At 37.8% G+C, this 21,363-nt stretch carries 14 protein-coding genes and 1 riboswitch; all 14 genes read right to left on the bottom strand.

The window, feature by feature from the left end; translation table 11 throughout:
* Positions 1-103: 103 nt before the first annotated feature.
* Entirely contained in the window at positions 104-6,811 is a 6,708-nt protein-coding gene (locus VPAR_RS02340) for an ESPR-type extended signal peptide-containing protein (protein WP_012864009.1), read from the bottom strand.
* 416 nt (positions 6,812-7,227) lie between these two features.
* Positions 7,228-8,199, bottom strand: coding sequence for a 5-oxoprolinase subunit C family protein (locus VPAR_RS02335; protein ID WP_371079506.1), 972 nt, complete (start codon positions 8,197-8,199; stop codon positions 7,228-7,230).
* A gap of 37 nt (positions 8,200-8,236) precedes the next feature.
* Positions 8,237-8,980, bottom strand: a complete 744-nt coding sequence (pxpB, locus tag VPAR_RS02330; RefSeq protein ID WP_012864007.1) for a 5-oxoprolinase subunit PxpB — start codon at positions 8,978-8,980, stop codon at positions 8,237-8,239.
* 74 nt (positions 8,981-9,054) lie between these two features.
* Positions 9,055-10,251, bottom strand: coding sequence for an NRAMP family divalent metal transporter (locus tag VPAR_RS02325; protein ID WP_004698382.1), 1,197 nt, complete (start codon positions 10,249-10,251; stop codon positions 9,055-9,057).
* Positions 10,252-10,379: 128 nt separating this feature from the next.
* On the bottom strand, positions 10,380-11,147 hold the full coding sequence (locus tag VPAR_RS02320) for a LamB/YcsF family protein (protein WP_012864006.1): 768 nt from the start codon (positions 11,145-11,147) through the stop codon (positions 10,380-10,382).
* A gap of 179 nt (positions 11,148-11,326) precedes the next feature.
* Positions 11,327-11,974, bottom strand: coding sequence for a thiamine phosphate synthase (gene thiE, locus VPAR_RS02315; protein ID WP_004698376.1), 648 nt, complete (start codon positions 11,972-11,974; stop codon positions 11,327-11,329).
* Positions 11,975-12,613, bottom strand: a complete 639-nt coding sequence (gene thiF / locus VPAR_RS02310; protein ID WP_012864005.1) for a sulfur carrier protein ThiS adenylyltransferase ThiF — start codon at positions 12,611-12,613, stop codon at positions 11,975-11,977.
* Between the two features lie 12 nt (positions 12,614-12,625).
* Positions 12,626-13,726 (bottom strand): 2-iminoacetate synthase ThiH, encoded by a 1,101-nt coding sequence (gene thiH, locus VPAR_RS02305; RefSeq protein WP_008715682.1) that lies wholly within the window; start codon positions 13,724-13,726, stop codon positions 12,626-12,628.
* Between the two features lie 9 nt (positions 13,727-13,735).
* Positions 13,736-14,506: a thiazole synthase gene (locus tag VPAR_RS02300; RefSeq protein ID WP_004698374.1), complete on the bottom strand. Its 771-nt coding sequence runs from the start codon at positions 14,504-14,506 to the stop codon at positions 13,736-13,738.
* Between the two features lies 1 nt (position 14,507).
* A complete protein-coding gene (thiS, locus tag VPAR_RS02295; RefSeq protein ID WP_004695635.1) occupies positions 14,508-14,705 on the bottom strand; it encodes a sulfur carrier protein ThiS in 198 nt (65 codons plus the stop codon).
* A 23-nt stretch (positions 14,706-14,728) separates the two neighbouring features.
* Entirely contained in the window at positions 14,729-16,033 is a 1,305-nt protein-coding gene (thiC, locus tag VPAR_RS02290) for a phosphomethylpyrimidine synthase ThiC (RefSeq protein WP_004698352.1), read from the bottom strand.
* A gap of 78 nt (positions 16,034-16,111) precedes the next feature.
* A riboswitch (TPP riboswitch) is annotated at positions 16,112-16,219 on the bottom strand.
* A 77-nt stretch (positions 16,220-16,296) separates the two neighbouring features.
* Complete coding sequence (locus tag VPAR_RS02285) at positions 16,297-18,450, bottom strand: ATP-dependent Clp protease ATP-binding subunit (protein ID WP_004698322.1); 2,154 nt, start codon at positions 18,448-18,450, stop codon at positions 16,297-16,299.
* Between the two features lie 273 nt (positions 18,451-18,723).
* On the bottom strand, positions 18,724-19,923 hold the full coding sequence (locus tag VPAR_RS02280; RefSeq protein ID WP_012864004.1) for a type I restriction enzyme HsdR N-terminal domain-containing protein: 1,200 nt from the start codon (positions 19,921-19,923) through the stop codon (positions 18,724-18,726).
* A gap of 57 nt (positions 19,924-19,980) precedes the next feature.
* Positions 19,981-21,138, bottom strand: coding sequence for a type I restriction enzyme HsdR N-terminal domain-containing protein (locus VPAR_RS02275; protein WP_012864003.1), 1,158 nt, complete (start codon positions 21,136-21,138; stop codon positions 19,981-19,983).
* Positions 21,139-21,363: the final 225 nt, after the last annotated feature.

Genomic DNA, 21,363 nt, shown 5'->3' with positions numbered 1-21,363 from the left:
ACAAAATGTATGTACCCTATCAGGTATAACAGTGTATAAGAGGTTCTTTAGGTCTACAGGAAAATAATTATCTTAAACTATTATCAAAACTAGCTCTCAACTCTTAACCTTTAGCGGCTAATAATTGATTTACTACTGCACGCAAGTCATCTAAGCCTTGTTTAGTCTCAGCCAATTCTTGACGTTGACGTTCATTTTCAGCTTCCAATGTATTTAGACGTGCTGCTTGATTAGCAATAACAGTTTTTTGATTACTATTTTCTTTTTTGAGACTAGATACTTCATCTTGCATTACATAGACAGAGCTAATTGGACCTGCTTTATAACGTTCTGGAATAGCGTCTTTTCTTTCACGACTACCACCAAATTTATGCGTTACACCTGCATTTACCATGTTATGACTAGTACCAAGTGAAACGCCTACGTTGAACATAGTATCTTCAGTTCGGTAGTGAGCAATACCGATAGCACCCGCAGTTTCACCACGGTAGTTACCAATGCCAGCCATAATTTGTGTTGGTTCCAATGGATCGTATTGAATTGGTTTCAACGCTGCCATAGCTGCCGCATGAGCACCAACACGTTGTGTTTCAGTACCTACACGATTAACAGCTTCTTGTAAACCGGCATTAGATGCTTTCAATTGGCTAACATTTACTGCATCAGTATCAGCTGTGCCAGGAGCTACACCACGAATCTGCTTACCACCATTATTTAAGCCGTCTACAGTAAGGGATACAGGGCTAGCTGTTGCATCTGTCGGAGTAATAGTCATACCACCACCCTTAATTACAGTAGAGTTGCCAGCTGCATCTTTCACAGTTGTACCTGCAGGAGTAATCTTAGTGGATACACCGTTTTCATCACCTACGGTAACACTGTTTAGACCTTTCAAGTCTTTAGCCAAGCCATATGTAAAAGTAGTTTTATCTTGATTAACTACAAGATTATCACCTGCTTGGAATTTTATGGTATCGCCACCTTGTACTTTTTCAACGGTACCACCAGCAGCTGTTACATTCCATGCAGATATATCTTTAACTTGTTGTTTACCAGTCTCTGTTAAGTTGCTCAAGTCTTGATTTGCTGCATTATCGATTTTGCCTTTAGTCGCATCATCGAGTTTAACAGTGACATCGTCTCCATTAGCAACAGTAGTAAGACCATTTTCTCCTTTAACATTGAATTTCACATCACCTGTGCTCAACGATTTTTCATCGGTAGAACCAGAGTTACCACCTAAAGAAATCTTACGGGCAATAGCTGTCGTGTTTTTGTCGATATTAGCTTTATTGGTTGCGATGTTATCCTTATTAGTTGCAATATCAGCAGCATTTCTATCAATTGCAGCTTTATTATTAGCTATTTTTTGCTTGTTATCCGCAATGGCATCAGCATTTTTACCAATCTTATCTGTATTATCAGCAATGTTGGCTTTGTTTTCTGCTACTTGATCATCAACATGTTTCAATTGATCTTCTGTGGCGGCACGTCCAGAGACAGGCTGTGTTTGACCAGGAGTCCATGCAGTGTTAGTCAAACCCGTTACTTGAGGTGTTTCTACACCTTCTGTAGCTTTCACTTTTGGTGCTGTAATTGTTTGATTTGCTTTTACAGTATTGAAGGTTACGTCTTGTTTAGTAGCAATTGTGAAGTCTTTACCATTTTGAGTAATGGAAATGTTATCACCATCGATAAACTTAACTGTATTGCCACCTTCAACTTTTTCGGCAGTATTACCATTAGCTACTACGTTCCATGCGGATAAATCTTTAACTTGTTGTTTACCAGCATCTGTTAAGTTGCTCAAATCCGTATTTGCTGCATTGTTGATTTTATTAGCCGTAGCATCATCTAATTTGACAGTTACATCTTCTCCATTAGCTTCAGTAACAATACCATTTTGCCCTTTAATATTGAATTTCACATCGCCTGTACTTAAGGATTTCTCATCGGTTGAACCAGTATTACCACCTAAGGAAATCTTACGACCGATAGCTTCTGTATTTTTATCAATATTAGCTTTATTGGCTGCGATATCGCCAGCATTTTTAGTGATGGCCGCTTTGTTATCTGCAATATTTTGTTTATTCGTCGCAATATTATTTTTATTAGTTGCTATATCGGCTTTATTAGTTGCGATATTATCTTTGTTAGTAGCAATATCTACTGCATTTTTACCAATTGCAGCTTTATTGTCAGCTATTTTTTGCTTATTATCTGCAATGGCATCAGCATTTTTGCCAATCTTATCTGTATTATCAGCAATATTGGCTTTGTTTTCTGCTACTTGATCATCAACATGTTTCAATTGGTCTTCTGTCGCTGCACGACCAGATACAGGTTGTGTCTGACCCGGAACCCAAGCAGTATTAGTCAAACCTGTTACTTGAGGTGTTTCAACCCCAGTTGTCGCTTTCACTTTTGGCGCTGTAATGGTTTGAGTAGCCGTTACCGTATCAAAAGTAGCATCTTTCTTAGTTGCGATTGTAAAGTCTTTACCATTTTGAGTAATGGAAATGTTATCGCCATCGATGAACTTAACAGTGTTACCACCTTCAACCTTTTCAGCCGTTTCATTATTAGCGACTACATTCCAAGCTGCTAAATCCTTAACTTGTTGCTTACCATCAGGGGTCAAATTGCTCAAGTCTTGGTCCGCTGCATTCTCGATTTTACCTTTAGTTACATCATCGAGTTTAACAGTCACATCGTCGCCATTTGCAACCGTAGTAAGACCATTTTCACCTTTCACATTGAATTTTACATCACCTGTACTCAAGGATTTTTCATTAGTAGAACCAGAGTTACCACCTAAAGAAATCTTACGACCGATGGCTGTTGTGTTTTTGTCGATGTTATCCTTATTAGTTGCAATATCACTAGCATTTTTAGTGATAGCAGCTTTGTTATCAGCAATATTTTGTTTATTCGCAGCAATATTGTCCTTATTAGTAACAATATCACCTGCATTCTTATCAATTGCAGCTTTATTATCAGCTATTTTTTGCTTATTATCTGCAATATTATCTTTATTAGTAGCAATGTCGCCAGTATTTTTATTAATTGTAGCTTTATTATCAGCTATTTTTTGCTTGTTATCCGCAATGGTATCAGTATTTTTGCCAATCTTAGCTGTATTATCAGCGATATTGGCTTTGTTTTCTGCTACTTGATCATCAACGTGTTTCAATTGGTCTTCTGTAGCTGCACGACCAGATACAGGTTGTGTTTGTCCCGGAGTCCATGCAGTGTTGGTCAAACCTGTTACTTGAGGAGTTTCAACCCCAGTTGTCGCTTTAACCTTTGGCGCTGTAATCGTTTGAGTAGCTGTTACCGTATCAAAGGTTACATCTTTCTTAGTAGAAATGGTGAAGTCCTTACCATTTTGAGTAATAGAAATGTTATCACCATCGATAAACTTAACTGTATTGCCACCTTCAACTTTTTCGGCAGTATTACCATTAGCTACTACGTTCCATGCGGATAAATCCTTAACTTGTTGCTTACCATCAGGAGTCAAATTGCTCAAGTCTCGATCAGCTGCATTGTCGACCTTACCTTTAGTTGCATCATCAAGTTTAACGGTTACATCGTCACCATTAGCAACCGTAGTAAGACCATTTTCACCCTTAACATTGAACTTCACATCACCTGTGCTCAAAGATTTTTCATCGGTAGAACCAGAGTTACCACCTAAAGAAATCTTACGAGCGATAGCCGCAGTATTTTGAGCAATATTAGCTTTATTAGAAGCAATATCCCCTTTGTTTGTAGCAATGTCACTTGTATTTCTATCAATTGCAGTTTTATTGTCGGCTATTTTTTGTTTATTATCTGCAATAGCATCAGCATTTTTACCAATTTTATCTGTATTGGCTCCGATATCAGCTTTATTCGCAGCAATATTGTCTTTGTTAGTAGCAATATCTACTGCATTTTTATCAATTGCCGTTTTATTATCAGCTATTTTTTGCTTGTTATCAGCAATAGCATCAGCGTTTTTGCCAATTTTATCCTTATTGTCAGCAATATTGGCTTTATTCTCTGCTACTTGATCATCAACATGTTTCAATTGATCTTCTGTGGCAGCACGACCAGATACAGGTTGTGTTTGACCTGGAACCCATGTAGTGTTAGTCAAACCTGTTACTTGAGGAGTTTCAACCCCAGTTGTCGCTTTAACCTTTGGCGCTGTAATGGTTTGGTTAGCAGTTACTGTATCAAAAGTTACATCATTCTTAGTAGAAACGGTGAAGTCTTTTCCATTTTGAGTGATGGAAATGTTATCACCATCGATAAACTTAACAGTGTTGCCACCTTCAATCTTTTCAGCAGTATTATTATTAGCTACAACATTCCAAGCTGCCAAATCCTTAACCTGTTGCTTACCGTCAGATGTCAAATTACTCAAATCTCGATCAGCTGCATTATCAATTTTACCTTTAGTCGTATCATCAAGTTTAACAGTCACATCGTCGCCATTAGCAACAGTAGTAAGACCGTTCTCGCCTTTAACATTGAATTTCACATCACCTGTACTCAAGGATTTTTCATCGGTAGAACCAGAGTTACCACCTAAGGAAATTTTACGTCCGATAGCTGTCGTGTTTTTATCGATATTAGCTTTATTGGTTGCGATATCAGCTTTGTTTGTAGCAATATTGTCCTTATTAGTAGCAATATCTGTTTTGTTTGTCACAATATCGCCTGCATTCTTATCAATTGCAGTTTTATTGTCAGCAATTTTTTGTTTATTCGTCGCAATATTGTCTTTATTGGTTGCAATATCAGACTTATTTGTTACAATATCGCCTGCATTTTTAGTGATTGCAGTTTTATTTGTATCAATAGCAGTTTTATTAGCTTCTGCTTTATTGTCAACTTTTTTCAATTGAGATACATTGACAGCATCTTTATCAGCAACACCATCTGCTACATTCGTAACTTTCAAATTCCCAGCATTGATACCTTTGTCACCATCAATTTTAACGGTTTCATTACCACCAGCATTATTGAAAGAAGCACTGTTTAATTTAGAAAGATCTTTTTTCAAAGCTACAGAGATTTTCTTATCATTTCTAGCAACCGCAACATTATCGTCACCAGAAAAATCTACTGTATTACCTTTTTCAACCGCTAATGGTGTAGCTTCACCATTAGCAGAAAGATTCCAACCGTATTTATTTTGATCAATCGCTTGATTAATCACATTAGCTACGTTAGCAGAATCCGCCATACCAGCCGAGGCTGTAGCGTTACCATTTGCTACAGTAATGTCTTGCTTTTTACCAGAAACTGTAATTTTCTTACCATTAGCTGTAGTTGTAATGTATGTATTATCACCATTTACAGCCAATTTACTATTAGCAAGGTTCACATCACCTGTACCAGTATCACCTGTAAAAGCTAGATTAACACTCTTTAATTGCGCCACGTTTACTGCATCTGTATCAGCAGTACCAGCAGCAACATAGTTAATTTGACGTGTTTGGTTTGTCGTACCAATAGCAACACCACCTAATTTAGACGTTAGGGCAGCACCACTTAAACCAGCATATATATCTGTACGACTAGTATTAACATTATAGCCCGCTACGCCTGAAGCAATATCAGCTGTAGATTTTGAACCAACAGCTACACCATCTACGACTTTACCTCTAGCACCATCACCAACAGCTACAGAACGACTCGCAGATACGTCTGTTGCGGCATTTGGGCCAATAGCAATAGAATTAGCCGCCGTAGCACCAGTATTATCTTTATTAGCAATATCAGAAGATTTTATAGATATATATTTATAAGCGATTTGGTCTACAATAGCACTAAGTTGAGAGCCATTAATTGCATCTGTGGAAGTAGCACTTACTTCACCTGGAGCCACATGTTTCAACTGACGTTCATACCCTTTAGAGCCAAAAGATACAACGTCACCTGGCAATGTTTTATCACCACCAGCCCAGGAAGCAACAACGTTATTTGGCAAAGTATAACTAGATTGTTTTGTACCGCCTACATCAGTGTTAGAACCACCACCGATGGCAATAGCATTATCACGATTTGCCCTAGCCCCTGTGCCAATAGCAATAGCATTTGTTACATCATTATTGGCTTGACCAGAAGCACCACTAGAAGTTCCTGATAAACGATCCTTCGCATTTGCACCAGTACCAATTGCAATGCCAACATTTCCAGACTGACCTTTCATACCTAATGTGATACCAGATTCGCCAGCCGTTGCCGCTGTATATAGTGGGTTTCTCATATCAAATCCTGTTAAGCTTTGAACAGCACTACGCAAATCCCCAGTTTTATTCTCACCATTATTCGTAGTGTAAATAACTTTTACACTATCGGCTTTAACTACATCATCGCCACCAATAACAATAGAAGAGTTACCTTGAGCTATTGTATTTCCCCCAATGGCAATTGCTTGCTCCCCAATTACTCTTGCACCTTCATTAGCAGTATTACCACCACCAATAGCGATTCCTTGTGGACTGTTAACACTGGTACTAGAATTAGAACCTATTGCAATAGAATATACACCAGCAGCTGCTGCATTTTGACCGAAACCTACAGCTTTGTCACCAGTAACAGAAGCACCATCCCCCAAGCCTACTGCTGTTGCATGCAGATTTGTAGGCAAAGTATTTGCCGCCATAGAGATGCTAGCATTAGTCATTGCTAATACAGCCAAGATTGCTGCTACAACAATTTTCTTTTTACCACTATTATTCTTAGCGAACTCAGATACTACTACGTAACAGTTTTTTGATTTGCTCCAAACCACTTTAAAAATCTTATTCATACTTTCTCCTATAAACTATATTAATATTAATGCTCCCTCGATGTTTTATCATATGGTAAGTCATACGAGAATTTTAAAATTTTCAATATTATAAGTATACCAAAACCTTTAATATACTATCAAGCTTTTTTCATTTATTTTTCACAATTATAGGCATTGCAAAAACAGCGTAGCAATGGGCTTTATAGTGATTCATGTCACAAATTTATATTAAATACGGGCTTATTTTATACCATAACGAAGAGATAAAATGAATATAAATTCATAATCATTATTTTAAACTTGTTTTATAAGATTATATTTTCCCACCACCTCATCAATTCATCTTACATTACATAACAAAAAGCTATCTCATAGAAATAACAATCTACGAGATAGCTTTATTACTAAATTGTATAATTAAATTAGGGAACAAACTAGCATAATTTAAAAACATATAAACTTTGTTGGTGTGCTAATTGTATTCGCTTATGCAAGTGTTTCATATAGGTACGATATATTTCTTGTGATTCTTCTACAGAAATAATATCAAAATGAATTCCATCCCCTACTGGCAACTGGCTTAACCTAGGTAAATCAGCGGTAATGACAGTACCAATCTTTGTATAGCCGCCCGTTGTTTGCCGGTCCGCCATGAGGATTATTGGATTTCCATCTGACGGAACTTGAATAGAACCAAATACAGCACCATCAGAAATAATGTCTGCACTATCGATATGCTCTATAACAGGGCCATCTAAGCGGAAGCCCATGCGATCACATTGTACGGTCAATGTATATATTTTACTACCAAAGGTCTTAATCCCTTTCTCGGTAAAATACTTTGCTTGCTCTCCTAGTACTACACGCAAAGGTTCGTGACACTCACGACCGCCGCGGTTATATAAAGCGGTATTGAATAATTTATGAGTTCCATAGAAGTCGCACACATTCACTTCGTGTCTAGTAAATGCTTTAATGCCAAACTGATCACCCGCTTGTAATGAACGCCCCTCAAAACCACCTATTTTAGCCTTTGTATGAGTGGATACGCTACCGTTAATAGTAGGAACATCGACCCCACCAGAGAAAGCAATATACATACGCACGCCACATTGGCTGAAGCCACCAGAAATGATATCCCCTTCGTGACAAATAAAAGGTATATATCTAGGCACAACTACATTGTTAATGGTTGGGTGCATGTCGGCCCCTGTAAAAGCAACAATACATATACCTTGAACAGTTAGCGTAGGAGGTAACACGGTACATTCTAAAGCACCTAGAGGTTCCTTGTTTCCTACTAGAGCCTGTCCCAAGAGATAGCTTTCACTATCCATAGGACCTGCCACAGGCATACCATATTGTTGAAAGCCAATACGCCCTATATCTTGAATCGTTGTATACATACCCGGAGCATCTACGCGGATTAAAGCGCGTTGAAACTCATTTATATCCACGTAAATCACCACTTTCTATTTCATATATAGATGGAATATATTCCATACCCAAGGATTTAACCCTATGGAATTCGTTTTCATCGATAGACACATAACGAACGTAGTCTCCGGCTTGCAATAGTGCAGCTTGCTCCTTAGACATGTCATACATAGTCACAGGTGTGCGTCCAATAATCTGCCAGCCTCCAGGAGAATCTGATGGATATGTGCCAGTCTGTTCTCCTGCAATACCTACAGACCCGGCAGGAATCAAAGTTCTTGGCGAAGACAACCGCGGAGTTGCAATGCGAGGATTCATTCCACCTAAGTAAGTAAAACCAGGAATAAAACCTAACATATAAACCAAATAATCAGTACCACTATGAATGGATACAACCTCAGCTTCACTTATATGATTATGAGAGGCTACAAAGCCTAGATCTGGACCATACTCGCCACCGTATATGGTCGGGATTTCAACAATCGTAACACGTTCATTTGCGCTGTCTGTTACAGATTCTTGTAATATAGGATTAATAGTTCTACAAATGTCGGAATACGTATATACCATTGCATCATATTGAACAAGCAATGCACAGTATGTAGGAACTAGTTCAATAATTCCATCTAGCTGTAAGAGTTTAATCTGCTCTATAACTTGTCGGATTTGTCGATTAATCTTTGGATCTATTGCTTGACCAAAATCAATAGAGATAGCGCAATCCCCTACAGGTGAAATTGTAGGTTTCATATGTACCTCCTGCTATAACTAGAAAGGACCATCACATTCAAGACGAACGTAATGGTGCTTTCACAGATAATTAATTAACCTAGTAACTTAGCAATGCCCTTTAAAGATGTAACACCAATGTAAGATGTTACGAGCACTACAATCCACCCTGTATAATATAAAAGTTTATTGTGTTTATATGTTCCTACGATTTCAGACTTATGAGTTGCGACAAGCATAACTGCCAACGTAACAGGCAAGATCAAACCATTTACAGAACCGGCTAAAATCAATAGAGATGCTGGTTTACCAATAAAAATCAGGATACATGTGGAAATAAAGATAAATGCCATAATAGTCAATTTTTCATTTCGTTCTACCACCTTAAACAATGTTTTTAAGAAGGATACTGATGTGTAGGCAGCCCCTACTACAGAGGTCAATGCGGCACAGAAGAACACTATACCGAATAATTTATGCCCGATTTCACCAGCTCCTAAAAGAAAAGCAGAACCAGCTGGATCCTTAGCATCTAGTACAAATCCCATAGATACCACACCAAGAACAGCTAAGAATAATAATATACGAACTAGCGCATCAACAGACATGCCCATAATCGCTGCACGACGTACATCCTTTAAATGTTCTTGACCTGTAATACCAGCATCAATAAGGCGGTGCCCACCAGAGAATGTTATATATCCACCTACGGTCCCTCCAATAAGAGTTATCGTAGCAAGCCACGGATAATTCGTAGGTACTATCGCATGAGTCACTGCTGTCCCTACCGGGGGATTCGTTGAAAATGCTACATAAGCAATGAGGACGAGCATAACCGTACCGAGTACTTTAGCCGTATTATCTAGAACACCACCCATCTTCTTAGATGTAAATAGTAAGATGCCCAAAATACCACTAATAGCGGCTGCTGTTGTTGTGTCGATACCAAATATAATATTGAGGCCCATAGAAGCACCACCAATATTACCGATATTAAAGGCTAATCCACCAAGGGAAATTAAAAATGCCACTATATACCCAAGGCCTGGTAATACCTTATTCGCAATATCTTGACCGCGCATTTGGGATACACCAATAATTGTCCACACATTAAGCTGTGCAATAATAGAGAAAATAACGGATACGACGATAGCAAATGCAAAGTCTGCTTTCAACTCATTTGTAAATGCTGCCGTTTGTAACATAAAGCCTGGTCCAATGGAAGACGTGGCCATTAAGAAAGCTGCCCCTAATAGGACAGAGAAACTCGCTTTACCTGTAATTGGTTTCATAGGAACCTCCAAAATAATAATTAATCTATGTCATACTTATTGCTTAAAGCTCATACTTGCTTTTAATACTTATATTCGTATTTTCTGTTAGTATTAATTAAGCATTTATTTTAATGTTCTTAATAGTGTTATCGGTGTTGAAAATTCGCCACCGTTATACCAGCTTTTGATAGCCCTTCCCGAATATACTTTGTGAAAGCTATCGCTTCAGGATTATCTCCATGAACACATATGGAGTCAGCCACAATATCAATGGTCTTCCCCGTATTAGTAACAACCTTACCCTTTGTAACCATCATGAGAACTCGGTCTAAAGCCTCTTGTGGGTCTTTGATGAAAGCACCTACTTCTGTACGAGGAACCAATGTTCCCTCCTCTGTGTAGCCACGATCGGCAAACACCTCCTGTATAACAGGAATACCTCGTCGCTGTGCCTCTTGAGCAATATAGCTACCGCTCAATACCATAGCCGCAATTTTGGGATTTACTGCTTGTAAACCATCTAAAATTGCATCAGCTATTACAGGCGTAACACAAGCTGTATTGTAAAAGGCACCGTGTAACTTCATATGCTGTAAAATAAGGTCATTGCTATCACAAAAAGCTTGTAGTGCGCCCAGTTGGTATATCATATAGGCTTTTGCCTCAGCAGGATTTACTCCCATCGCACGACGACCAAATCCCATCAAATCTGGATAACCAGGATGTGCCCCTACGGCTACGCCCTTTTCTTTACATATGCGGACAGTCGCATCCATAATAAGAGGATCTCCAGCGTGCCAACCACAAGCAATATTAGCACTCGTTACGTGATTTAATACTTCACTATCCATGCCTAATGTATAATTGCCAAAACTTTCGCCTAAATCACTATTTAAATCTACATAATGAGACATATACTATTACCTCTCCATCTTCATCTATTTTATAAATTCTATAGAATATTGAATTTAATGATACGATTATACTAAATAAACCTATACCTTAGCAAGGATTTTTATCATATATACAAAATTATTTTATAAATACAAAAACCACAAGATTAAAATCTTGTGGTTTGTATGTATACTCATTTTTATCTGACCCTACTATATCCCATCATGAGCTCATAAATAGTATTTTGTATATTATCCGATTCTGTTATTTCAGAAACGGCACAAATAAAATCGGGATGCGCTTGCCAAACGGTATCAGCATTTGTGGTTTTAATGCCCCCAATAGCAACAATGGGAGCCTTACTAAACTGCTTTGCCCAATATATATAAGAAATGCCTACAGGATTAGCATTGGGTTTTGTTTGTGTAGAAAAAATAGGCCCTACCCCAATATAATCAATAACACCTGTATATCTGTTTGCCACTTTTAGGTCAGATATACTATGGGTTGACCAGCCAATCAACATATTAGGCCCTACAATTCGTCTTACCGTATTGGGCGGCAAATCAGCTTGCCCAATATGAACACCATCAGCATGTACAGCCAGCGCAAGATCAACATAATCATCAATAATTAATAGAGCATGATAATTAGAGGTCAATCGTCTCAAAATCATAGCCTCCTGATATCGCAGAATAGGTGTTTTTCCCTTTTCACGATATTGAATAATTCGTATCCCTGCGCTTAGCATATCTTTCACAAGCGGAACCACATCTCGAGTACCGCCCGTAATTCCATAAATAGGGCAAGCATTCATTACCTCTGTTAGTTTGTCTTTTCGATTCACCTATTTCACCTCATTAGACATGGTCTTCTCTAGTAAAAGTGATAACGCTAGATCCGCCTGTTTTGCAGCAGCAATAGCTACACGTGGCGCATAAGGATACGCATTGTCTACACCGGAATGCTCGTCACCAACAATATACAAATTTTTACCTAGCTTTTTAGTTCGTAACGCATCGGAATTACCGATTCCAGCTAATCCGGATACCATGATTTTAGGTATATATACTGAAATTGTAGCCTCTAAAAACATAGATTTAGCTTCTACAGTATCAAAGGCTTCTATCAAAATATCGGCTTTTTTATAGATTTCAGGTATATTCTCGATTGTCAATTTATCCTTATAAACCGTAACGATAACATTTGAATTAATGGCAGTTAACACATCTTGTAAAGCCTCTACCTTATACTGCCCCACATGACTCGAAAAATAGTATTGCCGATTTAAATTACTTAGCTCTACAATGTCATAATCTGCAATAATTAGATTTCGAATACCGCTACGGACAAGATTAACCGCACAATTGGATCCCAATCCGCCAGCACCTAAAACGCCTACTACTGAACTCTGCAATTTACGAAACTCCTCAGAACTATAGAAGTGAGATATAGCCGTTTCAAATTCGTTATTCATATGAGCCATACACATATCTCCTCATAGTGCCTGCCAATCTTTATAAATAGGTTGGTATCCATTATTTTCGAGCATTGCAGCCATTTCACTTACGCTGCGATTATCACTAATTGTAAATTGGCTAGAATCATCTTGTTTTGTATGTCCCCCTACAGAGGTTGTTACGCCAGCAGAAAGTTTTGTAATCCCAAGTCTCACCAGATTATCACGCATATACTTGCTTTCACGAGAGGAAAGCGTAATTCCCACACGGGGGAACAAAAGACGCAAAGCCAAAATATATTGAACCAATGCCGTATCATCTACAGGATATTTTGGAGAATAACCTACTGCACAAGGTCGAATTCTTGGAACGGAAACAGATAATTCTACATCTGGATAATGTTGCATAAGGTAATTGAGATGTAACATCGTCTTGTATGCCTCTCGACGCCATTCATCAAGACCCATTAAAGCACCAATATTGACCACTCTAAATCCAGCCTGACAAGCCAACTCAGGCGTATCAATCCGCTTTGCAAAATCACTCTTAGGCCCAAATGGATGTAATTGCGCATACAACGTCGGATTATATGTCTCTTGGAACATCGTCATTCCATCCGCTCCAACTGTGACTAATCCTTTATATTCCTCTAGCGTAAGCGAATACACCTCGACACTAACGCTACTAAAAATAGGAACCAATTTTTCTACGGCAGCTTGTATATATGACGGTGGACTACAAGATTTAGATTCACCAGTTAACACTAAAACTTGCTCTAATCCTGTTTCAGCGATTGCTTTCGCCTCAAGCTCAATATCTTCTAAACTTAGCTTTTCACGGGCAATTCCACTATGATGACTATATCCACAATAAACACAACCATTGTCGCAATAGTTTGAAATGTACATAGGCGTGAACAGTTGTATGGTATAACCAAATTGCTGTACCGTCCGCTTATGAGCTATCTGCGCCATATCTTCTAAATACAGCAGGGCTTGAGGTGATAATAGAATAAGTGCATCCTCAATAGTTAGTACTGATTTAGAGAGTGTTGAAAGTATTTCATCATCAGTTATAGCCTCTAATGTTTCAGCTATATCTTCGTCGTAAACGCTTGAAAGTACATCTATAAATGACATATCATCACCCTACTTTCGCAAGAAACCAGTTAATGGTGAAGATGCACTACCTACAGACTTCTTAGGTGCACATTTTGCAAGATATGCCTTACGACCAGCCTCTACAGCATGATAAAAAGCCTCTGCCATGCCTACTGGGTCCGAACTCGTAGCAATAGCCGTATTAACAAGAACAGCACTAGCCCCCATTTCCATAGCTATTGTTGCATCAGAAGGACGTCCTATCCCCGCATCAACAATAATAGGCACATCAATAGAGTTGATTAAAATCTCTATCAATCCTTTTGCTTCAAGTCCACGATTACTACCTATAGGCGAAGCGAGGGGCATAACACAACTAGCACCAGCATCTACTAGTCGCTTTGCATCCATCAAATTAGGACTCATATAAGGAAAGACTATAAACCCTTCCTTTGCCAACACCTCGGTGGCTTTAATAGTCTCTAAATTATCGGGCATCAAATACATCTGATCTTGAATGACTTCAATCTTAATCAAATCACCACAGCCTAATGCTTTTGCCATACGTGCAATGCGTATAGCCTCATCTGCATTTCTAGCACCCGATGTATTCGGTAATAAATGCATTGTACCAGGGATATAGTTTAATATATCCTCCTCGCTTTGCGTTGTACCTACTCGCCTAAGAGCAACTGTCACAATATCTGATTGTGATGCTACTAATGCATCATGCATCAAATTATAGGATGCATATTTCCCTGTCCCCACTAACAAGCGACTAGAAAATGTTGTATTACCTACAGCAAATGAATCCAACATATCAACCACCTCCTACAAAGCTAACGATTTCTAATCTATCAGCAGCCGTTAATTTAGTGGTTGTATACGTTTCCTTACTAAGAATCTCACCATTAAGCTCAACTACAAAGTGTTTACCGGTATACCCTAATTCATTAAGAACCAAATGAAGTTGCTCGTTTGAAACCTGCTTTGGCTCTCCATTAACAATCAAATCCATAGTGACCTCCCATATGAAAAAGCTTATAAAATATCAATATATTCTTCTTGTAAAGCTTTATTCATACTGCGTACAGCACAGAACTTGCCACACATCGAACAGGTTTCACTATGATCTTCCTCCGGTGCTCTACTTTCACGAATAGAACGAGCCCGTTCAGGATCAAGGGCACAAGCATATTGTGCCTCCCAATCGAGAACTTGACGTGCTTTAGCCATAGTGTCATCTATATCTCTTGCATTAGGAATACCACGAGCAATATCTGCAGCATGCGCCGCTATTTTGAAAGCCATAATTCCGTCTTTTACATCATCTGCATTTGGTAAGGCTAAATGTTCCGCTGGTGTAACATAGCACAAGAATGACGCACCATGCATACCCGCTACAGCGCCACCAATAGCAGCCGTAATATGGTCATAGCCTGGAGCAATATCTGTTACGAGCGGTCCCAACACATAGAATGGCGCTCCATCACACAAGGATTCTTGAACTTCCATATTCATTTGTATTTGATGTAAAGGTACATGCCCAGGTCCTTCAATCATAGCTTGTACACCATATTGTTTCGCTCGTTTTGCCAATTCACCAAGCCTTACAAGCTCTTCAATTTGGCACACATCAGTTGCATCCGCTAAGCAACCTGGACGACAAGCATCACCTAAAGACAAAGTAACATCATATTCTTTGCAAATCTTTAAGATTTCATCAAAGTATTCGTAGAATGGATTTTCATGACCTGTCATGCTCATCCACGCAAATACCAAACTGCCTCCACGACTAACAATATTGAGCAACCGTTTATGATTCTTGATTTGATCTATTGTTTTTCTCGTAATACCACTGTGGATAGTAATAAAATCTACACCATCTTGAGCGTGTAATCGGATAGTGTCCAAGAAGTCTTGAGCCGTTAATTCACCCAAATCTTTTTGATGATGAATGACACTATCATAAATAGGTACTGTGCCAATCATTACTGGCGATGTCTCGATTAATTTACGTCTGAAAATACGGGTATCACCATGAGTGGAAAGATCCATGATTGCCTCTGCTCCAAGTCGAATAGCTCGATTAACCTTTTCAATTTCACTATCATAATCAGTGACGTCTTTTGATGTACCTAAATTAACATTGACTTTCGTTCTAAGGCGTTTGCCAATCCCCTCCGGCGAAATACTAGTATGTTGCTTGTTACAAGGAATAACAACCTTGCCTGAGGCCACTAGGGAGCGTAATACGTCTTCATCCATACGTTCTTTTTCCGCGACGACTTTCATTTCCTTCGTAACTACACCAGCCACAGCCGATTCCAATTGTGTCATAAACATTTTTACATCCTCCTATATAAAAGACATATATAGTTAGGTATGCAAAAACGGGTATCGAACAAAATGATCGATACCCGTTTTAAGTATTAGCGTGCTTCCTACGCGGGCATGATCCCGATCAGGTATAAAGGTCAGGTGCTCGCAGCCCTTTCTCAGCCTATATAATAGGCTCCCTTGCATACTCACTATATAATTATGCTATTAATATTACTACTTTATTCAGATTTGTCAAATGATTATTCCGACACTTTTACGTCTATTATTTATTTCTCAGCCTTATCTTGGTCTTTGCTATCATCGGAATCTGCTTTTTCAGAGATTACAATATGACCATCCTTAACATCGGCAAGCAAGTGTTTAGCATCGATGTGATCCAAGTAGAAATCTGTTACATTATCGCGGATTTCAGATTCGATAACACGACGTAATGGACGAGCGCCCATAGTTTTGTCATACCCTTGTTCCATCAACAATTCTTTAGCTGCATCTGTTACATCAAGAGTGATGTCTTTTTTAGCTAAAGTTTTATTCACTTGATCAAGCATCAAATCTACAATTTTTTTCAAATCTTCTTTGCTCAATTGATTGAACTCGATAACTGCGTTGAAACGGTTCAAAAACTCTGGACGGAAGAATGGAGCGATGCGTTCCATTACATCTACTTTATTTTCATCATCATTGTCACTACCATAACCAAAACCTGCATTGGATGTAGCGATGATAACAGTATTTTTAAAGTTTACTGTGTTACCTTGACCATCTGTTAAGCGACCATCATCCAATACTTGTAGAAGTAATGTAATAACTTGAGGGTCTGCTTTTTCGATTTCATCGAATAATACGATGGAATAAGGATTACGACGTACGCGTTCAGTCAATGTGTTAGAGTTATCTTCATAACCAACATAACCAGCTGTAGCACCGATTAATTTAGATACGGCTGTGCGATCACTATATTCGGACATATCCAAGCGAATGATTGCATCTTTGTTACCAAACATATCTAGAGCTAATTGTTTAGCTAATTCTGTTTTACCAACGCCAGTAGGACCTACGAATAAGAAGCTACCGATTGGACGGTTGCCTTCGTCAAAGCCTGCACGGTTACGACGGATTGCTTTAGATACAGCTTCTACTGCTTTATCTTGACCAATTACATGAGCTTCTAAACGAGATTTCATGTCTTTCAAGCGTTCGATATCGGATGCCCCCATTTGAGATACAGGAATACCAGTCATTCTTTCAACGGCTTCTGCTACATCGTTAACCTTAGCCACTACCTTTTGATTTTCTGTATGGTTATCAAGCTCTGCTTGTAACTTTTGAATACGCATTTTTTCATTAATCGCAGATTCATAGTCTTCTTTTTGAGCATATTCCTCTTGTTTTGCTTTAGCATCAGCAATATCTGCTTCCAATGTTTTAATATCTGTTACAGGATGTTGAGATGCCAAGTGAGCTGCTGTTACATCGATTAAATCAATAGCTTTATCAGGCAAGCTACGTTGTGGAATATACTGTACGGAATAATCTACAGCTGCTTTCAACACCGCATCTGGCAATTCAATATTATGATGCGCTTCGTACAATGGACGAATGCCTTGTAAGATTTTGAAAGTATCCTCTGCAGATGGCGCGTTTACCTTTACCTCATTAAAACGACGAGCGAGAGCCGCGTTTTTCATGATTGTATTACGGTATTCATCTTGTGTTGTAGCACCAATAACAGTCATTTCACCACGAGACAAAGCAGGTTTTAAGATATCTGCCAAGCCTTTGGAGCCTTGACCATCACCGGTAGAACCAGCACCCAAAATTTGGTGGATTTCGTCGAAGAACAAGATAATATTGCCAGCGGCTTTTACCTCTTTAATAAGGTTTTGAATGTTTTCTTCAAAGGAACCACGGTATTGAGTACCAGCTTCCAATCCGGAAATATCGATGGAAATGATTTCTTTATTTTTAATAGCTGCTGGAACATCACCATTTACAATAGCTTGTGCCAAGCCTTCTACTACTGCAGTTTTACCAACACCAGCATCACCTACAAGTACTGGATTGTTTTTAGTACGACGCGCTAAGATTTCTGCTGTTTCTTGGATTTCTTTATTACGACCAATGACAGGATCGAGTTTACCATCACGAGCTTGTTGAGTTAAGTTTGTCCCCAAACGAGCAAGGATTCCATCTTGTTTAATTTTACCTTGTTGCGCAGCTTGGGCAGCTTGCATTTCTTCATTAGATGGTAAACGACCAGTTTGACGATAAAACGCAAACTCTTCTGGAGTTACTTCGCGACCGTTAATCTTATAACTACGTCGTTCCGTGGAATAACCACCCATATTACCCATCAATTGATTAAACAAATCATTCATGCTAGAAAATTCATTACCAAAGTTGTTAAAGTTGTTGTTCATATATTTTACCCCCTCATACATCATAGAGTTTAACTATTTGACTAATACTATTTTTACTGGGTTTATTTACCCTATGACATTATAATAAATCTTAAAAGTCAAAAAGTCAATATATCAAATTAGAATTTTTGACTTTTATTTTGACTAATTTGACTTATGAGGAAAGAATGTAGATAAATACTGAATTTATAGGGCGCGATTAAAACTGAACTTTTGAGTGATTTATTATAAATGCAAAAAGACCATTCGTCGAATGGTCTTTTATTAACAATATTACTTTGATTTTTTATATTCTGCTCTAAATCCATCACGAAGTACTGCATAACGTAGTAAATTCCTTATAAAGGATTGTACATTAGGATCGCTCCACTCTAATAAACGAGAATTATTTAAACATCCAAGAAATATTTCATCACCATGAACAAGCTCAGGCGCCCGCTCCTTAATATATGCAATAACATCTGCTCTTTTAGCTGCGCCCCCTTTACCTCTTGTTAAAGAACCGTTATGTACTATATCTACTATATTAGTAATCGGATTATATCGACAATACCGATCTAAATTTAATTGAAGGGAATGATGCCGCGATTCTTTATTAGCTATAGATATATTAAGTTGAGTAGAGCCACTTCTATTCCCCCAGTGTGGATCATTTTCAGTATGTATAGTTCCACAAATACTAATACCAAGCACTTCATCTTTATTCATATGGTCTTTTGCAATAAATAAGCGAGACCAAACCTGATAATTGCCACCGCCACTATTACCAAAGTGTGGCATACTTACATAGCAATCCTCTGTTACACCTATATTTTTTAATACATCATTCTTTTTAATTTCCTTATGCAAAATTAAATTAATTAGGTTTAAAGCAACCCCTCTGATATATTTAGGCGTATATTCACTAATGTCCCCATGCTCTGCAAATGCCTCTTGAAACTCATCAGACATAAGTTCTTCATATTTATATGCCTCAAAGGGTTCTGGCTCGACAAAAGAAATTTCTTTTATTAAAAGCGCCTCTAATAAAGGAATATCCTTAACTTCATGATAGGCCCCATCATTATAATAATATATAATTGCCTCCACACCATTAACCAGCATAATATAATCAGCACTAAGTATTTCTCTATATCCTGATGCCTGATTAAATACTTCATCACCTAGCACGTTAATATGAGGCGCCTTACATTCTATAATCATCAATACATCTGTACACTCATCATCACGGTAGACAACAATATCTGCTCTTCCACGTAATCCCTTTTTAGTATGTGCCATTGATTCTTCTACAAAAATCCGATTAATAGGTATTCCTAATTCTTGTTGCAAGAATACAATTGTTTTTTGGCGAACACACTCCTCCGGTGTCGCAGCTAACAAAAAACAACGTATTGGATCATATATACAGTCTCCATCCCGTTGAAATTTTTCAAGTTCTATCTTATCAAAAATCTCTTCTATATACTTCATAATAGATTATCTCCTCAAATCATTTACTTGTTCTCAACAACTATAAATTTATAGATATTACTTCCTTTTATATTTTGCACGCACTTCATCACGAAGTATTCCATATCGAAGTAAATTATTTATAAAGTTTTGAACATCAAAATACTCCCATTCCAACAACCTAGAATTATCTATACTACCAAGATATACTTTATTCTCTCTAATTAAATCTGGTGCTTTATCCTTTACATAATCTATAACAACTTGGTGTTTCATAGATCCACCTCTACCAAACGATAGGGCTCCATTATGTGTAACAGTTATCATATTGGTAACTGGATTATACTCACAAAATTTATCCAGATCTAATTGTAAAGTGTGATGTTTATTTTTCTTGTTTGTTATTGATACATTTAACTGTGTATTATAATAACCAATCATACTAAGACCCCAAATTAAGTCTTTATTCTTATTATCTTTAGCGATAAACAAACGAGTCAACTCTTGATAGTTATAACCAGCACTATTTCCAAACCTAGTTCTTTTTACACCAAAATCCTCTGACACACCTATCCCAATTAAATCATCATGATTAATAGCAGTTTTTAGTAAAATTAAATTTAAGAAATTAAGTGCAAATAATTTTATATCATGGTATGTAGAATCACCTAAATAATTTTCTTTTTGGAATGCACGTTGAAGGTCCTTTGACAAAATATCATGATAACTATATGATTTTATCGGCAATGCTCGAGCATACTCTACTTCATCATTTAAAAGTTCTCTATAAGAAGGAATACCTTCAATTTCTATAGCAAGTCCAGAATTATATTTATACATTATAATCTGATGCCCATTAATCAGCATATAATAATCAGCATTAAGAATTTTAAGATATCCTTCTGCCTGCTCACGTACTATATAACAAGATACATCCACCTCAGGGGCCTTACATTCGATTACTAAAAGTGCATCTTTTTTCTTATCATCCCTATAAACAACTATATCTGCTCTTCCCCGTTTTCCTCTTTTCACATGAGCCATAGACTCTTCAACGCTAATCCTCTCAAGTGGCACTCCTAAGTCGCTCTGTAAAAAAAGAATTGTTTTTTGCCGTACCACCTCTTCTGGTGTGCATTGGACAAATATATTTCGTATAGGATCAGCAAAGGATGTTCCTCCTGGTTTATATTTCTGTAATCTGATATTTTTAAATATCTTTTCTATATTCTCCACAATATAAATCCCCTTATAACAGCTGTTTGAAATTCATTATTCCTTCATTTTTAACATTATATCATACATAAATATTAGTAGTCTTATAAAGGGATACTACAGTTAAAAGGAAAAAGGTTCCGTATTTCAGTTGCGGCTTATCGGCCACCAACTTCCTACGGAACCTTTTTCCTTTACGATATCGGATAACACTACAAGAATGTTATAACGAAATCATCATTTTAA

This window comes from Veillonella parvula DSM 2008, from assembly GCF_000024945.1.
In the GTDB taxonomy this organism is placed as follows: Bacteria; Bacillota; Negativicutes; order Veillonellales; family Veillonellaceae; genus Veillonella; species Veillonella parvula.
This window is presented reverse-complemented; position numbering and strand designations above follow the sequence as displayed.